This window comes from Virgibacillus alimentarius, from assembly GCF_017874635.1.
Lineage (GTDB): Bacteria > Bacillota > Bacilli > Bacillales > Amphibacillaceae > Virgibacillus_B > Virgibacillus_B alimentarius.
The window spans coordinates 51,756-67,059 of sequence record NZ_JAGIKX010000009.1; the positions used below are offsets into that span (position 1 = coordinate 51,756).

Annotated in this window: 18 protein-coding genes and 1 riboswitch; of the genes, 9 read left to right on the top strand and 9 right to left on the bottom strand. The window is 39.6% G+C overall.

Annotated features, from left to right (window positions below):
• Positions 1 to 163: 163 nt before the first annotated feature.
• The 4 genes from J2Z81_RS07195 to J2Z81_RS07210 form a co-directional block, all read right to left on the bottom strand.
• The gene (locus tag J2Z81_RS07195; RefSeq protein WP_226371020.1) at positions 164 to 649 is read right to left on the bottom strand and encodes a hypothetical protein; all 486 of its coding nucleotides are present in this window, start codon (positions 647 to 649) and stop codon (positions 164 to 166) included.
• A 208-nt stretch (positions 650 to 857) separates the two neighbouring features.
• Positions 858 to 2,048 (bottom strand): coenzyme F420-0:L-glutamate ligase, encoded by a 1,191-nt coding sequence (locus J2Z81_RS07200; protein WP_029267503.1) that lies wholly within the window; start codon positions 2,046 to 2,048, stop codon positions 858 to 860.
• Between the two features lie 292 nt (positions 2,049 to 2,340).
• Positions 2,341 to 2,805, bottom strand: coding sequence for a spore coat protein (locus tag J2Z81_RS07205; RefSeq protein WP_226371021.1), 465 nt, complete (start codon positions 2,803 to 2,805; stop codon positions 2,341 to 2,343).
• Positions 2,806 to 2,894: 89 nt separating this feature from the next.
• The gene (locus tag J2Z81_RS07210) at positions 2,895 to 3,215 is read right to left on the bottom strand and encodes a hypothetical protein (RefSeq protein WP_029267507.1); all 321 of its coding nucleotides are present in this window, start codon (positions 3,213 to 3,215) and stop codon (positions 2,895 to 2,897) included.
• 204 nt (positions 3,216 to 3,419) lie between these two features.
• Positions 3,420 to 3,598, top strand: a riboswitch (Lysine riboswitch).
• A 118-nt stretch (positions 3,599 to 3,716) separates the two neighbouring features.
• On the opposite strand from J2Z81_RS07210, the gene dapA reads away from it, so the two are divergent.
• The gene (gene dapA, locus J2Z81_RS07215; protein ID WP_029267509.1) at positions 3,717 to 4,616 is read left to right on the top strand and encodes a 4-hydroxy-tetrahydrodipicolinate synthase; all 900 of its coding nucleotides are present in this window, start codon (positions 3,717 to 3,719) and stop codon (positions 4,614 to 4,616) included.
• A gap of 58 nt (positions 4,617 to 4,674) precedes the next feature.
• Here the strand turns inward: dapA and J2Z81_RS07220 are convergent, their stop codons facing one another.
• From J2Z81_RS07220 to J2Z81_RS07235, 4 genes are read right to left on the bottom strand one after another with little or no spacing between them, the layout of a single operon-like run.
• Complete coding sequence (locus J2Z81_RS07220; protein WP_226371022.1) at positions 4,675 to 5,682, bottom strand: FecCD family ABC transporter permease; 1,008 nt, start codon at positions 5,680 to 5,682, stop codon at positions 4,675 to 4,677.
• Positions 5,679 to 6,686, bottom strand: a complete 1,008-nt coding sequence (locus J2Z81_RS07225; RefSeq protein ID WP_226981274.1) for a FecCD family ABC transporter permease — start codon at positions 6,684 to 6,686, stop codon at positions 5,679 to 5,681. The genes J2Z81_RS07220 and J2Z81_RS07225 overlap by 4 nt, the downstream gene beginning before the upstream one ends.
• Positions 6,687 to 6,719: 33 nt before the next feature.
• The gene (locus J2Z81_RS07230) at positions 6,720 to 7,631 is read right to left on the bottom strand and encodes an iron-hydroxamate ABC transporter substrate-binding protein (RefSeq protein ID WP_226371024.1); all 912 of its coding nucleotides are present in this window, start codon (positions 7,629 to 7,631) and stop codon (positions 6,720 to 6,722) included.
• Positions 7,582 to 8,427 (bottom strand): ABC transporter ATP-binding protein, encoded by an 846-nt coding sequence (locus J2Z81_RS07235; protein WP_029267517.1) that lies wholly within the window; start codon positions 8,425 to 8,427, stop codon positions 7,582 to 7,584. Before J2Z81_RS07235 ends, J2Z81_RS07230 begins: the two co-directional genes overlap by 50 nt.
• Before the next feature lie 159 nt (positions 8,428 to 8,586).
• On the opposite strand from J2Z81_RS07235, the gene J2Z81_RS07240 reads away from it, so the two are divergent.
• The 8 genes from J2Z81_RS07240 to J2Z81_RS07275 all read left to right on the top strand — a co-directional run bounded on the left by J2Z81_RS07240 (position 8,587) and on the right by J2Z81_RS07275 (position 15,210).
• On the top strand, positions 8,587 to 9,639 hold the full coding sequence (locus tag J2Z81_RS07240) for an NAD(P)/FAD-dependent oxidoreductase (protein WP_226371025.1): 1,053 nt from the start codon (positions 8,587 to 8,589) through the stop codon (positions 9,637 to 9,639).
• A 108-nt stretch (positions 9,640 to 9,747) separates the two neighbouring features.
• Positions 9,748 to 10,914, top strand: coding sequence for a TraB/GumN family protein (locus tag J2Z81_RS07245; protein ID WP_029267522.1), 1,167 nt, complete (start codon positions 9,748 to 9,750; stop codon positions 10,912 to 10,914).
• Between the two features lie 34 nt (positions 10,915 to 10,948).
• The gene (locus J2Z81_RS07250) at positions 10,949 to 11,230 is read left to right on the top strand and encodes a hypothetical protein (protein WP_029267524.1); all 282 of its coding nucleotides are present in this window, start codon (positions 10,949 to 10,951) and stop codon (positions 11,228 to 11,230) included.
• A 77-nt stretch (positions 11,231 to 11,307) separates the two neighbouring features.
• Positions 11,308 to 12,063, top strand: coding sequence for a hypothetical protein (locus J2Z81_RS07255; protein WP_226371026.1), 756 nt, complete (start codon positions 11,308 to 11,310; stop codon positions 12,061 to 12,063).
• A gap of 106 nt (positions 12,064 to 12,169) precedes the next feature.
• Positions 12,170 to 13,213, top strand: a complete 1,044-nt coding sequence (locus J2Z81_RS07260) for a lactonase family protein (RefSeq protein WP_029267528.1) — start codon at positions 12,170 to 12,172, stop codon at positions 13,211 to 13,213.
• Positions 13,214 to 13,466: 253 nt separating this feature from the next.
• Positions 13,467 to 14,372: a hydroxymethylglutaryl-CoA lyase gene (locus tag J2Z81_RS07265; RefSeq protein WP_029267530.1), complete on the top strand. Its 906-nt coding sequence runs from the start codon at positions 13,467 to 13,469 to the stop codon at positions 14,370 to 14,372.
• Positions 14,373 to 14,637: 265 nt separating this feature from the next.
• A complete protein-coding gene (locus J2Z81_RS07270; protein WP_051681397.1) occupies positions 14,638 to 14,859 on the top strand; it encodes a hypothetical protein in 222 nt (73 codons plus the stop codon).
• Between the two features lie 117 nt (positions 14,860 to 14,976).
• Positions 14,977 to 15,210 (top strand): hypothetical protein, encoded by a 234-nt coding sequence (locus J2Z81_RS07275; RefSeq protein WP_226371027.1) that lies wholly within the window; start codon positions 14,977 to 14,979, stop codon positions 15,208 to 15,210.
• A gap of 13 nt (positions 15,211 to 15,223) precedes the next feature.
• On the opposite strand, the gene J2Z81_RS07280 is transcribed toward J2Z81_RS07275, so the two are convergent.
• Positions 15,224 to 15,304, bottom strand: an 81-nt coding sequence (locus J2Z81_RS07280; protein WP_226371028.1) for an IS3 family transposase, incomplete at its 5' end; no start/stop codon positions are given.

Below are 15,304 nucleotides of genomic sequence, written 5' to 3' on the forward strand. Positions count from 1 at the left end.
TGCATGGAGATGTGATTTTCCATCGGTGTAGAAAAGAATGCAAAGCGGATGATATCGTCTGTAGGTAAAATGAATCATGTCATCCGCTTGGATTGTTGGAATGCACCAAAGTAAATAGCTTAAAGATCCCAATTCGCCTCTAATAAAAATGGACAGACTTTCTCTAACACAAAACAATTACTTGATAAGGCGTAGTCTGTGCAGGGATACTTTTGGTAGATGGTCCATAGATTACGACAAGGTTTCGATTGGCAATACTGCCTGTATAGGCTTGCCCGTTTGTTGTAGTGATTTGTGTAGAAGGATGTATGTTTAATTTCAGTTGATGATCCTGACTGATGAGTTCACTGTCAAAATAACTTGCCATTCTATGTTGATGGGCATACTCCTTTACCATAACAAGCGCTTGGTATTGTGGTGGGTATATCATGATGGTAGGAGCATTCCCGTCATAATATCCGGTCACGATATCTCCTGTTTTGATCATCTCCTGGTTTACGACATAGGTTGCTGGCGACAAAATAAAATTTACCTGAGCACCTTCTTCATTTTGTAGTGCAATCATTTTAACGCAGCCTTCCCCGTATTCTCCAGTCGATATATCTTGAATTCCCATAACTTCCCCGCGAAATGATTTAAACTGTATCATCCTATTGCTCCTCTCCCCTGAAGTAGTCTCCTGTATTATATGTATATTTTCTCTTATTGTTTATTTGTTTACTATGGAAAAGAATAAACCCATTCGACAAAATTCGGGAAGTGACAGGCACCATATAACAATTCGACAAAATTCGGGAAGTGACAGGCACCATATATATAAAAAAGCAATACACCAAGAAGATGTATTGCTTTTTTTCTTATTTCGTATAGTTGTCAAAGTAGCCTTGGATGAACACAATCGGTGTTCCTTTATCGCCGCTTCCTGAAGTTAAGTCAGACAGCGATCCAATCAGGTCAGTGAGTTTTCTTGGTGTAGTACCTTGTGCTTCCATAGCTCCGACAAGATCATCATTTTTATTATCAATGAACTCGGAAATTGCTTGTTGGAGTTCTTCTCCTCTTAAATCGGAAAAGTTATTGTCCGCGAGATATTTTAACTTGATCTCATTTGGTCTCCCGTCAAGCCCTTCTGTATAGGCAGGTGATACAACTGGATCAGCAAGTTCCCAAATTTTCCCTACCGGATCTTTAAATGCCCCGTCTCCATAGACCATAACTTCTACTGCTTTGCCTGTTTTTTCTTTGAGTATTTGTTGAATATTATCAACGGTAGGCTGGCAGTCACGCGGGAAAAGTTTTACCGCATCATCTGTTGATTTATTTGCTCCAAGCAATCCGTATGCTTCATTATAGCCGCTGCCATCAATAGGCTCGGCTAATATATTATCGAGCCCATAAATTTTTTCCCCGCCATTTGCTTTTAGTATTCGCTTGGTTCGCATTCTTGTATGGATATCACAGGTAATGACGTTTTTTGTGTAATCTAAAATGGTTCTTGGGTTATTGGAGAAGATGACTTCACATTCAATCCCATATTCCTCTACGAGTGATTTATAATATTCAATATAATCCACACCAGTAAACGTATGCTTTATGTAGCCAAAATGATCACGGAATTGTTTTTCAGTTAAAACATCTGTCCAAGGATTAATGCCTTTTTCATCAAGCATATCGATATGCACTAAATGGTTTCCTACCTCATCAGATGGGTAGCTGAGCATTAATACAATCTTTTTAGCGCCTTTGGCAATTCCGCGAAGACAGTTTGCGAACCGGTTTCGGCTTAAAATGGGGAATATGACACCAATGGTATCATCATCGAATTTGGATTTGACATCTTTTGCAATCGCATCAATGGTAGCATAGTTGCCTTGAGCTCGGGCTACAATTGATTCTGTTAATGTAACAATATCTTTATCATGAATTTCAAAGCCTTCAACTTCTGAGGCTTTTAATACACTATCTACAACGATCTCCTCAATATTGTCCCCTTCATTTACGATTGGACAACGGAGGCCTCTTACCACAGTTCCAACTACTCTTTCCAATATAATCGCTCCTTATGACTTAAGGTACTTAAAAAAAGAATATCCACTTGTAATATACAACTTTTTAGTATTAGAAGTAAAGTTAATTCATAAATTAACAATAAAGGAAGAATTTCCACTATAAAGTATAAGACGATATGATTAAAAAAATACTTGTTTCAAAAAAATGTAAGAAAAAATGAAAAAACAGATATAAATAAGGCTAACGAAGCGGTAGCCTTATTTACACCATGAAAAAGGAACATTGGCATAAAGATCCTCATATATATATAAAAGAATAGTTCTTTGTTTATTATAAAATATCCAATTGTACTACAAGTGCTACTAGGATTTGAAGCAATAATTGTAAGGATATAGCCACGTCCGTATCTGTTGTTGCTACATCGATGGAACGTGAATTTACGATAATTAGTTTTTGACGGTTTGCTTGACGGACATCTGCTGTTTCAAGTAAATCTGCTGTAACTGCTTCAGCACGGCTGTTGTCCGCAATTGTAATATTTATTACAATAGCAATTGCCACCTGTAGGGCTACTTGCAGGGAAACAGCTACCTGGGTGTCTGTTGTTTCTACCGTAATGTCACAAGAATCACGGATCACGATAACCTCATTTGAAGTTTGGTCGATTTCAGCTACTTGTTCAGCAACATTTTCATTTTCATGATCATTTGTGTTGCAAGGTTCGATAGGATGTGGTGCACTTCGATCATGAGCATGCCATTTTTTCTCAGAAGTTGGATATTGATTACTGTTCATGAATTATCCTCCTTTCTTCTTTCATACTATAGTAAATGCACTAATTGCATTTTTGAGTGGACAAAGACCTTAGAGGAAGCGCACATTTTTTACTCCTTATCCTCGTTTTCTTTTTTCTTTGTTTCTTTTTTATTTATAAATTTTTCACGTAGCGGCCTGGATGACTCCATCTTTTCTTTTGTCTCTTGCTCTTCTTCATTCACTGTTTTTTTACCACTTGCGTCGAGAAAACCTTCCACTTCCTCTTTTAAATTTTCAACTGTTTGTTTTAATTTTTCTCGTTGCTCATCGGTCATTCTTTCTTTTGCTTCCTTCAGGTTAACTTGATTTTTGGAAAAAATATCTGTGATAAATAATTCGATGAATTGATTGGAAAGATTATATAATTCTTTTCGATTTATCTTCTCCAAGAAATACACCCCCTTTTAGCACTGTTACTACTTTATATTCGGGCTGCCGTAGGAATGGCAGGGCAGACAACTTAAGAAAGCCGGAAAATAAATGAATGTCTATGATTCTCCCTCTGGTCAAGTGGGATGTTTTTATGTATTGCAATAGAATCAGATTTCTGCTATGATCAGAGTTAACTAGATATTTCTCACTTTATATTTTGAAGTGAGGGTAGAGGTGCAATATCCATTAGTACATAGTAGGAGGATAATGGGATCCGAAGATTATTGTGGGAAGGGGATTTTGCCGAAGCTTTAAAATACTCATGGTTTTAGAGCTGGGTCTGTACTTGAATAAATGCAGAACTGTCATATAGGAAACTATATGGAGGGCTATCGCACATAGAACGTTTATACACTAAACTGTTTCTGTGGCAGCAGCGAATCCCTCGTTGTTGCTTTTTTGCGTCGTATGAAATAGCTCTCATCACCTCTGATAAAATAGGAAAAGGGTGTGAGGTTATGAATTTTGGTCAAGTATTAACGGCTATGGTTACACCATTCGATGCGCAGGGAGAGATTGATTTTAAAGCTACACGCTCATTAGTAAATCATTTGATTGCAAATGGAACGGATGGCTTAGTTGTGGCTGGGACAACTGGAGAATCTCCAACGTTGTCAGATGAAGAAAAAGTGGAATTATTTAAATTTGTTGTAGAGGTAGTTCAGGGAAGGGTACCGGTGATCGCTGGGACAGGATCGAATAACACACGAGCTTCTATCAGTCTTACAAAGAAGGCAGAGGCATGCGAGGTTGACGGTATTATGCTTGTAACGCCTTATTATAATAAACCTTCACAGGAAGGACTATATCAGCATTTTAGTGCTATTGCTGCGTCAACTTCTCTTCCGGTCATGCTTTATAATATACCGGGCCGAAGTGTTGTCAATATGTCCGTAGAAACTATTGTGAGACTTTCAGCGATTGATAATATTGTTACTGTGAAAGAGGCCAGCGGTGATTTGGACCAGATGGCACAAATTATAGAGCAAACACCTAGTGACTTTTCTTTATATAGCGGCGATGATAGTTTAACATTGCCAGTGCTTTCCATTGGCGGACATGGGGTTGTGTCTGTTGCCTCGCATGTCATTGGGAATGAGATGAAGACGATGGTTAACAGCTATCAAAATGGCGATGTCCAGACAGCAGCTACCATGCACCGTAAATTGCTTCCGATCATGAAAGCTGTATTCATCGCACCAAATCCAACAGCGGTTAAAGCGGCTTTACATATGTTGGGAGTATCCGTTGGTGGAGTTCGCTTGCCAATGATTCCTTTAAATGAGGAAGAAAACAACATTGTAAAAACAGCACTGCAGCCGCTTCAGGTATATCATAATCGAGTGGCAGGTTATTAAATCGCACAAAATCCCATCTGAGACATTTTCTCAGATGGGATTTTTAACATAATAAATTCTATTTTTTTAGAAGTAAATAGATAAAGTACGGGGCGCCAATTAATGCAACCATAATCCCCGCCGGAATGCCATCTGGGTCTGTCAGATTACGCCCAACGGTATCCGCCAGCAAAAGCAGCCATCCGCCAATCAGAATGGCAAGGGGGATAAATAATTGATTTCTTGGGCCGATAATGGCTTTTGCCATATGCGGTGCCATGAGTCCGATAAAGGCAATGCCGCCAGTAACCGATACTGCTGAAGCTGCCAGCGCAACTGCGATGAAAAGTAAAGTGATGCGTTCCTTTTCCACCGGTACACCAACACCAATGGCTGCTGACTCACTTAAATGGAGGAGATTTAAACGATTTGCTTTGTATAGTGTCAATGGAATTAAAATGATTAGCCAAGGAAGGATGGCTAACACAAAAGGCCAATCGGTTCCCCAGATATTGCCTGCTATCCATTTGGCAATAAAATCGACTTTTTCTTGGTCCGCAGAGGACATAAGCACAATCATGATACCTGACAATGCCATAGAGAATCCAACTCCGATAAGAATGACTTTGATCGGCTGCAGGCCAGATTGCTTGCTGTAAGAAAAAATATAGATCAAACAGGTAGTACATAAAGCTCCTGCAAAAGCAACGAGTGGAAGCAAGTAAACAAACGTATCACTGCTTATTGGAAAAAATAAAAAGAAAACAGTAATCGCTACGCCAGCTCCGTTGTTAACGCCGATAATACCGGGGTCTGCCAAATCATTTCGTGTAATTCCTTGCAGAATGGCGCCTGATAAAGCAAGTGCCATGCCTGCTAGTAAGGTGATACAAATGCGCGGCAGCCGGATGGAAAATAAAATAAATGCTTCTTTGAATGTACCCTGACCAAGTAAAGTAGGAATGATCCGGTCAAAGGAAATCGAAGCATATCCGACACCAGCTCCGACAATCATTGTTGCTATAATGAGCATTATCAATATAAAAAGGAAGATGCGTTGTTTTTTTATGAAAGCTGGATGAATCATGAGAATGCATTTCCTCCTTTTCGCACAATGAGCAGAAAGAAGGGAAGTCCCATAATCGCTACAATCGCGATGACAGACGTTTCAAATGGCGCATAAATGGTACGGCCTACTGTATCAGCTAAAAGCATAAAAATGCCTCCTACTACTGCTGACATTGGTATAATAAAACGATAATCGGTGCCCACGATGAAACGGGTGATATGTGGCACGATTAATCCAATGAATGCCATGTTTCCGACAAGTGCAACTGCTGCACCAGCAAGTAAAATAATCACAATAAAAAGAATTGCCTTTATTTGTATTGTTTTTTGTCCTAATCCAACAGCTACTTCTTCACTTAAGCTAATAATCGTAAGCTGTTTCGAAAGGGCAATCGCTATGAAAATCCCGATTGTAATAATTGGAACAATGACCTGAAGCTGACTCCATGTTGTTCCAACTAATCCTCCTGCAGTCCACATCGATACATGCTTGGAAATCCTAAAGTAAAGGCCAATACCTTCTGCAATAGCATAGAGAAAGGCTGATACAGCAGCTCCGGCTAAAACAATTCGATAAGAGGAAAATCCTCCTTTTTTCATTGATCCGATACCAAACACCATCATAGCGCCGATTGCTGAGCCGATGAAGCAGGCGACCATGATGCCAAAGAAATTGGCGGAAGGAATCAGTGCTATCGTGAAGGCAAGTGCCGCATTCGCACCAGAGGTTAAGCCCAGCAGCCCCGGATCTGCAAGAGGATTTCTGGTCATTCCTTGCATAATGGCTCCAGCGATTGCTAGGGCAGCACCGACAAATACTGCAGCAATTTCCCTTGGTAAGCGTATATCGCGAATAATGGAAATGGCTTCACTTGTTTCTTCTGATGCAATTGCAAGGTAAATATCTTTTGCAGATATATTTACTGCCCCAAAAACAATTGCAACAATAAATACCGCAATAAACAAGATAAGACCTGCAATTAATTTATAGATAAATGGAATTCTACGTTGATTTGATTTCATCGTGCCCAACCCATCTCTTCTCATGTTTTTCCTCTATTTTCCAAGAAAATAATTCGTAAAAGTTTCTAATTGGTACTCAAGTGTAATGGGGTCATTGAAGTAGAATTCCATTGCATTTACTTCCAGCACGCGATCATTTTTCACCGCAGGGATGTTTTTGTACGTATCTGTTTCTTGAAAGGAGTTATCCATTTCCTTATTTTTACTGATCACCATATAATCCCCGGCAAACGTTGGTAAGACTTCTGTTGATAAAGCATAATAGCCGTCTTTTAAAGCTTTTTCTTTTACTTTCTCTGGCATTTTCAATTCCATTTCCTGATAGAGCACTTCTGTACCACGGCCCCAGTTGTCGCCGTATACATACAATTGTTTATCAAAGCTTTCGATGACAGAAATCGTTGCATCTTCTCCAATTTTATCTTTAATTTTCTTTCCTGTCTTTTGTGCGCGCTTCTTAAAATCATCGACCCATTCTTGTGCTTTTTCTTCTTTATTGAGCAGCTTTCCGATTTCTATATGTTGCGTGAGATAATCCACCTTTCCATAAGTATATGTGACGGTAGGTGCTATTTCTTTTAATTTATCGATATTTTTAGTATTGGAGAGACCGATGATTAAATCGGGATCTAATTCAATGATTTTCTCAAGGCTTTCATCTGAGACTACCTCTACTTCTTTCAGTCCCTTATCAAAACGTGGGTTATCTTTCGCCCATGCATCAACACCGACAATATTAACACCAAGGTGCATGACATTTCCGGCAAAAGAGCCAAGGACGACAACTCGTTTTGGGTCAGCGGGAACTTCTGTCGGGCCATTTTCTGATTGATATGTGATGGTTTCTTTACTTCCTTGATCAGCAGTGGATTTGCTTTCTTTAGTGCTGCAGCCACTAATGATTAGCACGAACAGCATGAGGGAAAGAATGAGTGATTTCTTCATTTTTTTGATCTCCTTTTAATAAATGATAGGTTATACACATCGGCTTGTTTGTCCGTGGATCACGTCCAATTTCTGCATCAATTCGAAATACTTTTTTCAGTACATCCGCATGAATAACTTCTTCACAATTGCCTGCCTTCACAATTTCACCGTCTTTTAAAGCGATAATATAATCTGCAAAGCGGGCAGCTTGATTGAGGTCATGTAGAACCATGACAATTGTTCGCCCCTGCTCTTCATTAAGGCGCTTGAGAACTTCTAAGACTTCCAGTTGGTGAGCCATATCTAAATACGTAGTAGGTTCGTCAAGGAAGATAGTATCTGTTTCCTGAGCAAGTGACATAGCAATCCAGACGCGTTGCCGCTGGCCGCCTGAAAGAGCGTCAACAGGCTGGAACTTAAAGGCGGAAGTACCGGTTATATCAAGCGCCCAGTCAATGACTTCGATGTCTTCTTTGGTTAGGCGTCCAAATCCCTTCTGGTAGGGAAAACGGCCATATGAAACCAATTCGCCAACTGTCAGTCCACTTGCACTTTCCGGTGTTTGTGGCAAAATGGCTATTTGTTTTGCCAGCTTTTTTGTGTTTTCCTTTGTAATAATTTTTCCATCTAGGACAACGGAACCGGACTTGGGTGTAATAATGCGGGTAATTGCCTTTAACAAAGTCGATTTTCCACATCCATTTGGTCCGATAATGGCTGTGATTTTTTGATCTGGGATTTCCATACTGAGACCGTTCACAATTAGCCGTGTATCATAGGAAATGGTTAAGTTATCTGTATATAAGCGTGCCATAAACACACCTCCATCTATATAAAAAATTCATTTTATGTTGAGAATGATTCTCATTTTCATTATAATGTTACTATATTCATGTCATTGCCGATTGTCAACCGTTATTTTTAGAATTAGGAGAATCATCAGCTTTGATCATTACGTGAGGAGTGAGAGGCCATGAAAGAACAAGAGTTATTTGATGTCACTGTCATTGGAGGCGGTCCTGCAGGGCTTTATTCTGCCTTTTACAGTGGGCTGAGAGAAATGAAAACAAAATTGATAGAGTATCAACCGTATTTAGGCGGAAAAATACATGTATACCCTGAAAAAATGATTTGGGATGTCGGGGGACAGGCCCCTGTTACAGGAACACAATTGATGGAGCAACTTACACAGCAAGGGTTAACGTTTCACCCGGAGGTTGTTTTGAGTGAAAAAGTAGAATCGATTCATCGTAATGAAGCAGGAATTTTTGTATTACATACTGCTTCAGGACAAAAACATTACTCTAAAACAGTAATTGTTGCGGTCGGCGGAGGGATCTTAAATCCTCAGAAGCTAAATATAGAAGGGGCAGAGCGGTTTGAAGTGACTAATTTAAACTATACGATTGATTCATTAAGCCGTTTTAAAGATCAAACCGTACTTATTTCTGGCGGCGGGAATTCTGCGATTGACTGGGCAAATGAATTAGAGCCAATTGCTAAACAGGTTTTTATAACCTATCGAAAAGGGGTACTTGCTGGGCATGAGGCTTCAGTAACGCAATTGATGAATAGCTCCGTCATTTGCTATTTCCACACCTCCATTACGAGGCTGATTGCTGGTGTAAATCATGAAGTGATCGAGCAGATTCAGCTGACCAACCACCATACAGGAGAAAATATTTATTTGTCTGTAGATGAAGTGCTTATTAATCATGGGTATGAGCGAGATGCATCCCTGCTTGAAAACAGTGGTCTTGACATAGCAAAGGTGGAGGACTATTTTATTGCAGGCAATTCAGCCAGTGAATCTTCTGTTGATGGTCTTTATGCAGCAGGTGATATTTTAAAACATGACGGGAAGCTAAACTTGATAGCGGGAGCGTTTCAAGATGCAGCAAATGCAGTTAATAAAGCAAAGCAGTATATTCATCCAAGTGCTAGTAGGACGGGAATGGTTTCTTCCCATAATGAAAGATTTAAACAGTGGAATAAAGAATTTATAAAAAAGATCAGCAATGGGTAAGATGTTGCCGACTGATCCTATCTTATTTCTTTTCTATCTTACGTAAATCATTTATGATTAAGAGAAGATAGATGAATTTTAAGCGGGGCTTATAAAAGGAAGGTAACGATGTCAGAAGAAAATATAACGCGAATGGATTTAGACGGGAAAGAAATCATATTAATTGGTACTGCCCATGTATCAAAGCATAGTGCTGAACAAGTAAAAGAAGTGATTGAGAAAGAGAAACCTGACACGGTTTGTGTTGAACTGGACGAGCAGCGCTATCAATCTATACAGAATAAGAATAAATGGCGGGATATGGATATCTTTAAGGTAATTAAAGAGAAGAAGGCCACATTTCTCTTAATGAACCTTGCTATATCCTCTTTTCAAAATCGCATGGCAAAGCAATTTGGGATTAGCCCTGGTCAAGAAATGATTCAAGGCATTGATTCGGCAGAGGAAATAGATGCAGAACTGGTGCTGGCTGATCGCAATATTCAAATCACCTTTGCCCGTATTTGGCATGGGATTGGGTTTTCAGGGAAGGCCAAACTTCTGATGCAGATTATTTTTAGTATTTTTAGCAACGAGAGCATTACAGAAGAAGAGCTGGAAAAAATGAAATCCCAAGATATGCTGAATGCGATGCTTGATGATTTCACGGAATCCTTTCCAAGATTGAAAACTCCTTTAATCGATGAGCGGGACCAGTATTTAGCAGAGAAAATCAAACAGGCTGATGGGAATAAGATTGTAGCTGTTCTTGGTGCAGCACATGTCCCAGGGATTAAAAAAGAAATACGAAAAGAACAGGATTTAGATCGGTTGACTGAACGTCCTCCAAAATCAAAAGTTCCTAAAATAATTGGCTGGGGGATTCCCATTTTTATTCTTGCAGTGATTGCCTATACATTTTATGCCAATCCTTCTGCAGGCCTGCAACAAACAATCAGCTGGGTGATCTGGAATGGATCCTTTTCAGCAATTGGCGCCTTCGTAGCTTTAGCTCATCCGCTTGCTATTCTTACAGCTTTTATTGCAGCTCCAATCACTTCTTTAAATCCTTTAATTGCTTCTGGATTTTTTGCCGGGTTTGTCCAGGCCTATATTCGCCGGCCAAGTGTAGCAGATTTTGAACATTTATCAGAAGATGTTCATAGTGTCAAAGGGTTTTGGAATAATAAGGTAACACGCATTTTACTGGTAGTTCTGTTAGCGAACTTAGGGAGCAGCCTGGGGACGCTAATCGGCGGTGCTGACGTTATTCGCTTATTTATCGAAAATTTATAGGGAAGCTGATGTTTTGTGAACAGGAGGTTTACCAATGCATCTAATTGCTAAACAGCCATATGTAAAAGTAGAACGGGAAGTAGGTCATTTAGAACAATGCAAAACGGTCCAAAAGCGATTTATCTATTTATATCATGAAAAGGTTGTTACAAAGCACCGAACATTTCCAATCCAACATGTTTTCGATATGTCCTATAAAAAGATCGCTGAGGCAGGCGGTCTTCTTTATTTTCATACAATCAGCGGTGTCTATTCCTACACTGTTACGTCATCCCCTGCAAAATTTATTGAAGCATTTAAACGTTTAAAAAAGTGAATTGTGCATGCGCTTTTGTCCCATATAACACGTTTTTGCATAGGATAATATCATCATGCAATAAGGGGATGTAACATGTGGGATTATTTATGAATAGTGAAAACCCGGGCGTGTTTAAAAATGAAGGAGAAATTAAAGAGCCCAATCAAGGGTACTTTAAAATAAACTATTTTTCAGAACTGCTAAAAAGACAGGAAGAAGTGAATGCATCATTACTTAGGTCACTGCGGGATGTAAAGCTTAACAATAATCAGCAGGAATTCATCCAGGATAAGCGGTGGAAAGAGATGAATCAACAGCTGGAGAAAGTAAACAAAAGCAATGCAGAACAAAAGGAATTTAAAGACCATACGCTGCAGTGGCAAAAACGGTTAGATAACCAGGTAAATACATTAGGTGAAGTGTTAGAAGACAATGAAATGAAAGCGCAAGAAATGATAGAAGAAATGAGAGATATGCAGCACGTCAACAAAGGTATGCTAAATAAGTTAGATCAACAGGAATTAACCAATCAGCACCTTATTTCACAAGTAAATGAGTTTCAGGATGTAAAGAAACAAGTGGATGAGCGAGCTCTGCAGCAGGACTTGATTCAAGAAGACATGTTAGAACGCCTGGAAAATCAGGAAGCGGGAACAGAGAAAATCATTAGACAACTGGATAACTTGCGTTCGATTCTCTATGAACGAACAAATGATTTAACAGAGCAAATAGAAAATGGCTATGAGCTGACGGCAACCTATTTTTATAAGCTGTTAACCGGATCCAATCAGCCTGTAACTCTTTTAATGATGAATGAAAAGAAAGAGGAAAGTAAATCGAATTCAAATTAAATCAATATCCAGAGAACCATACCTAACTCAACTCGATACGGTATGGTTTTTCATTGCTTCAATGCTATAATGAGACAAAGTACATCGAAAACGAAAGGGGATACATATGGGGAAAAAATATATTGGGTACGCAGGCACATACACACGTAAAAGCAGTCAAGGTATTTATCGATTTGTTCTTGATACGGAAAAAGCTACATTAGATGAGGTTGAAGTTGCAGCGGAAGTTGGCAGTCCAACGTACTTAGCAATAAGTGAGGATAACCGTTATCTTTATTCAGTTGCTCAAGATGGCGATTTTGGCGGTGTGAATGCCTATGCATTGGATCGGGAAACGGGAAGCTTGCAGTACATGAATGGACAACTTACCGAAGGAGCGCCGCCGTGTCATGTTACCATTCGCGATAAAGAGCTTTTAACAGCAAACTACCACCGGGGAACGATTGAATTACATCAAGTAAATCAGGATGGAACCGTTGAAGCGACATCTTCCAATTATCAGCATGAAGGTAGCGGCCCGCATAAACGCCAGGAAAAGCCACATGTTCATTATGCAGGACACACACCGGACGGAAAATATGTCATTGCCGCAGATCTCGGGACGGATGAACTTGTGACATATCAAATGAATCAACATGAACTGGTCCGAGTGAGTACGTTAACGGTAAAAGCCGGAAGCGGACCAAGACATATCGTTTTTCATCCAAATGGGAAAATAGCTTATCTGATCACAGAATTAAGTTCAGAAGTAATCGTGTTAAATTATAACGCAGAAACAGGAAGTTTTTTAGAAAAACAATGTTTAAGTACGATCCCTGAAGATTTTACAGAAAAAAATGATGCGAGTGCGATTCATATTTCTTCAGACGGTAAATTTATTTATGCAGGGAACCGCGGCCATAATAGTATCGCTGTATTTAGCATCGATGAAGAAACGGGTGAGCTGACTTTGATTGACCACACAACAACCGGTGGTGACTGGCCGCGTGATTTTGTCCTTGATCCGAGTGAAAATTTTATTATTGCTTCCAATCAACATTCAGGAAACCTTGTCTTACTAGCGCGTGATGCAGAAACAGGAAAACTGAGCAAATTAAATGCAGAAGTATCTGTACCAGAAGTAGTATGCGTTAAGTTTTTAAATCATTAATCAAGCGTCTATGCAGTCTATCCCAGAGTCATTTGGGATAGGCTTTTTTGGTGTGCAATTAGAGAATTAACAATTGACAAATTCAGAATTTTTATAGTATAGTGTATTCAACAATGTTGAATAAATGGAAACTCGATTGAATAGAATGAATAGAAACGAAAAACTAAAGGAAATTGAATGGATGGAGCCAATTTTTAAAAGGGAAATACAATAAACTGTAAGCGCATTCAAAAATGGGAACGGAGGGATAACTTTGAGACGTTGGCCTGAATTTGTTCAAATCAAAGAAGTTGGTCCAAGGGATGGTTTGCAAAATGAAAAAAAGCATATCACAACTTCCGATAAGGTGAATTGGATCAACATGTTATCTGAAACAGGTATGAAGGAAATTGAGTATTCTTCGTTTGTTCATCCAAAATGGGTACCAGCACTTTCCGATGCCCATGAAGTAGGTAGAAAGATTAAACGCAATCCAGCCGTCAGCTATTCAGCACTTATCCCTAATTTAAAAGGGCTTGAACTAGGATTGGAAGCCGGTATCGATGGCGCATCCGTATTCATGTCAGCAAGTGAGACACATAATAAGAAAAACATTAATAAATCAATTGCAGAAACATATCCAGTACTTGAAGAAGTGGTTAAAGAAGCAAAAAAGGCTAAAAAACATGTGACCGGATATGTCTCCACCGTATTTGATTGTCCCTATGAAGGAAAAATCAATCCCGATCAGGTCATTCGCGTTTGTGACCGATTGCTGGAAATGGGTGTAGATGACCTCTCACTCGGGGATACAATTGGAACCGCAGTCCCTACACAGGTGGAAGAACTGCTGGAACCTTTGCTTGCTAGATTTCCAAAAGAAAAAATGATCATGCATTACCATGACACAAGAGGTATGGCTATCGCTAACATCATGACATCTATGGAGTTTGGCATTAACCGGTTTGACAGTTCTGTCGGAGGACTTGGCGGATGCCCGTACGCACCTGGAGCAGCCGGAAATGTTGCGACAAATGATATACTCTATCTTTTACATGGACTGGGAATCAAAACAAATATTGATGAGAAAAAGCTGCAGGAAGCGTCGCTTTATATCCAGAATAAACTGGGAAAGGTTCTTCCTAGCAAAGCGCTCGCCTATGAAGTATCCGCTCTTTAAAGGGCTGAGAATAGAAAAACAGCTTGGATGCTGGGCAGAAAAAAAGATTGTCACCGTATTTTCAGGGCAGCTGTGCACACAGCCCGAAAAACGGTGACTTTTTTGAAGGAACATATTTCCCGGAATGGGGAGTAGTCTCGTCCCGGAAATGGTATGTGTAAAATAGTTCTCGCGGATAATTCTACAAAATCCTAGCCAAAATAGAAGAGGCACTCTATTATAAATCTATGCTTGGCGGCAAATACGCTTAGAAAGAGGCCTCTTCATGGATACTATTATTTCAAAATTGTACACATTAATACACCAGTCAGACAATCTAATTGGATTTGAAGAAAGCGTTCGTAGTATGATGTATGAGGTGTTTGCGTCTCTGTTGGAAGGCGTATTCACCAATATGAACGATGTCATTGTGAAGCAAAACAGGCTGAGGGCTGGACGGTGGAAAGGAATGACGAAAGGGAAATTCAGTTTTCTTTTGGTGTGGTGAGATTTACACATATCCTCATGTATGATCGGGAAGGAAGTCCACTACCCCTTTGATGAATGGACAGGGTTTAAAAAATACCAACGCAGTAGCCCATTTGTAGAAGCGAAAGTGGCCTAGATGGCTGCCAAAATCACCTACCGGGAAACAGCTTGTGTATTGAAGGAATGGACTGCTGTGGATATTAGCAATACAATGGTTGGAACGATTGTGAGGAAAGTTGGGGAAGCACAAGCCAAGGCGGATGAGGAAATAGATTTTCTCTATGCTGAAGCTGATGGCGTATTTGTTCGGGAGACAGAAAAGAAGAAGAGTCATGAGGGGAGCCATGCGATCCTGGAATGTCAACACTAAACTGAACAAATTTTTAAAGGTGTTTCAACTTGTATTCAGCTGGTGTTAAATAATCTAGCGATCCGTGAATTCGAATATTATTAAACCAATTCAC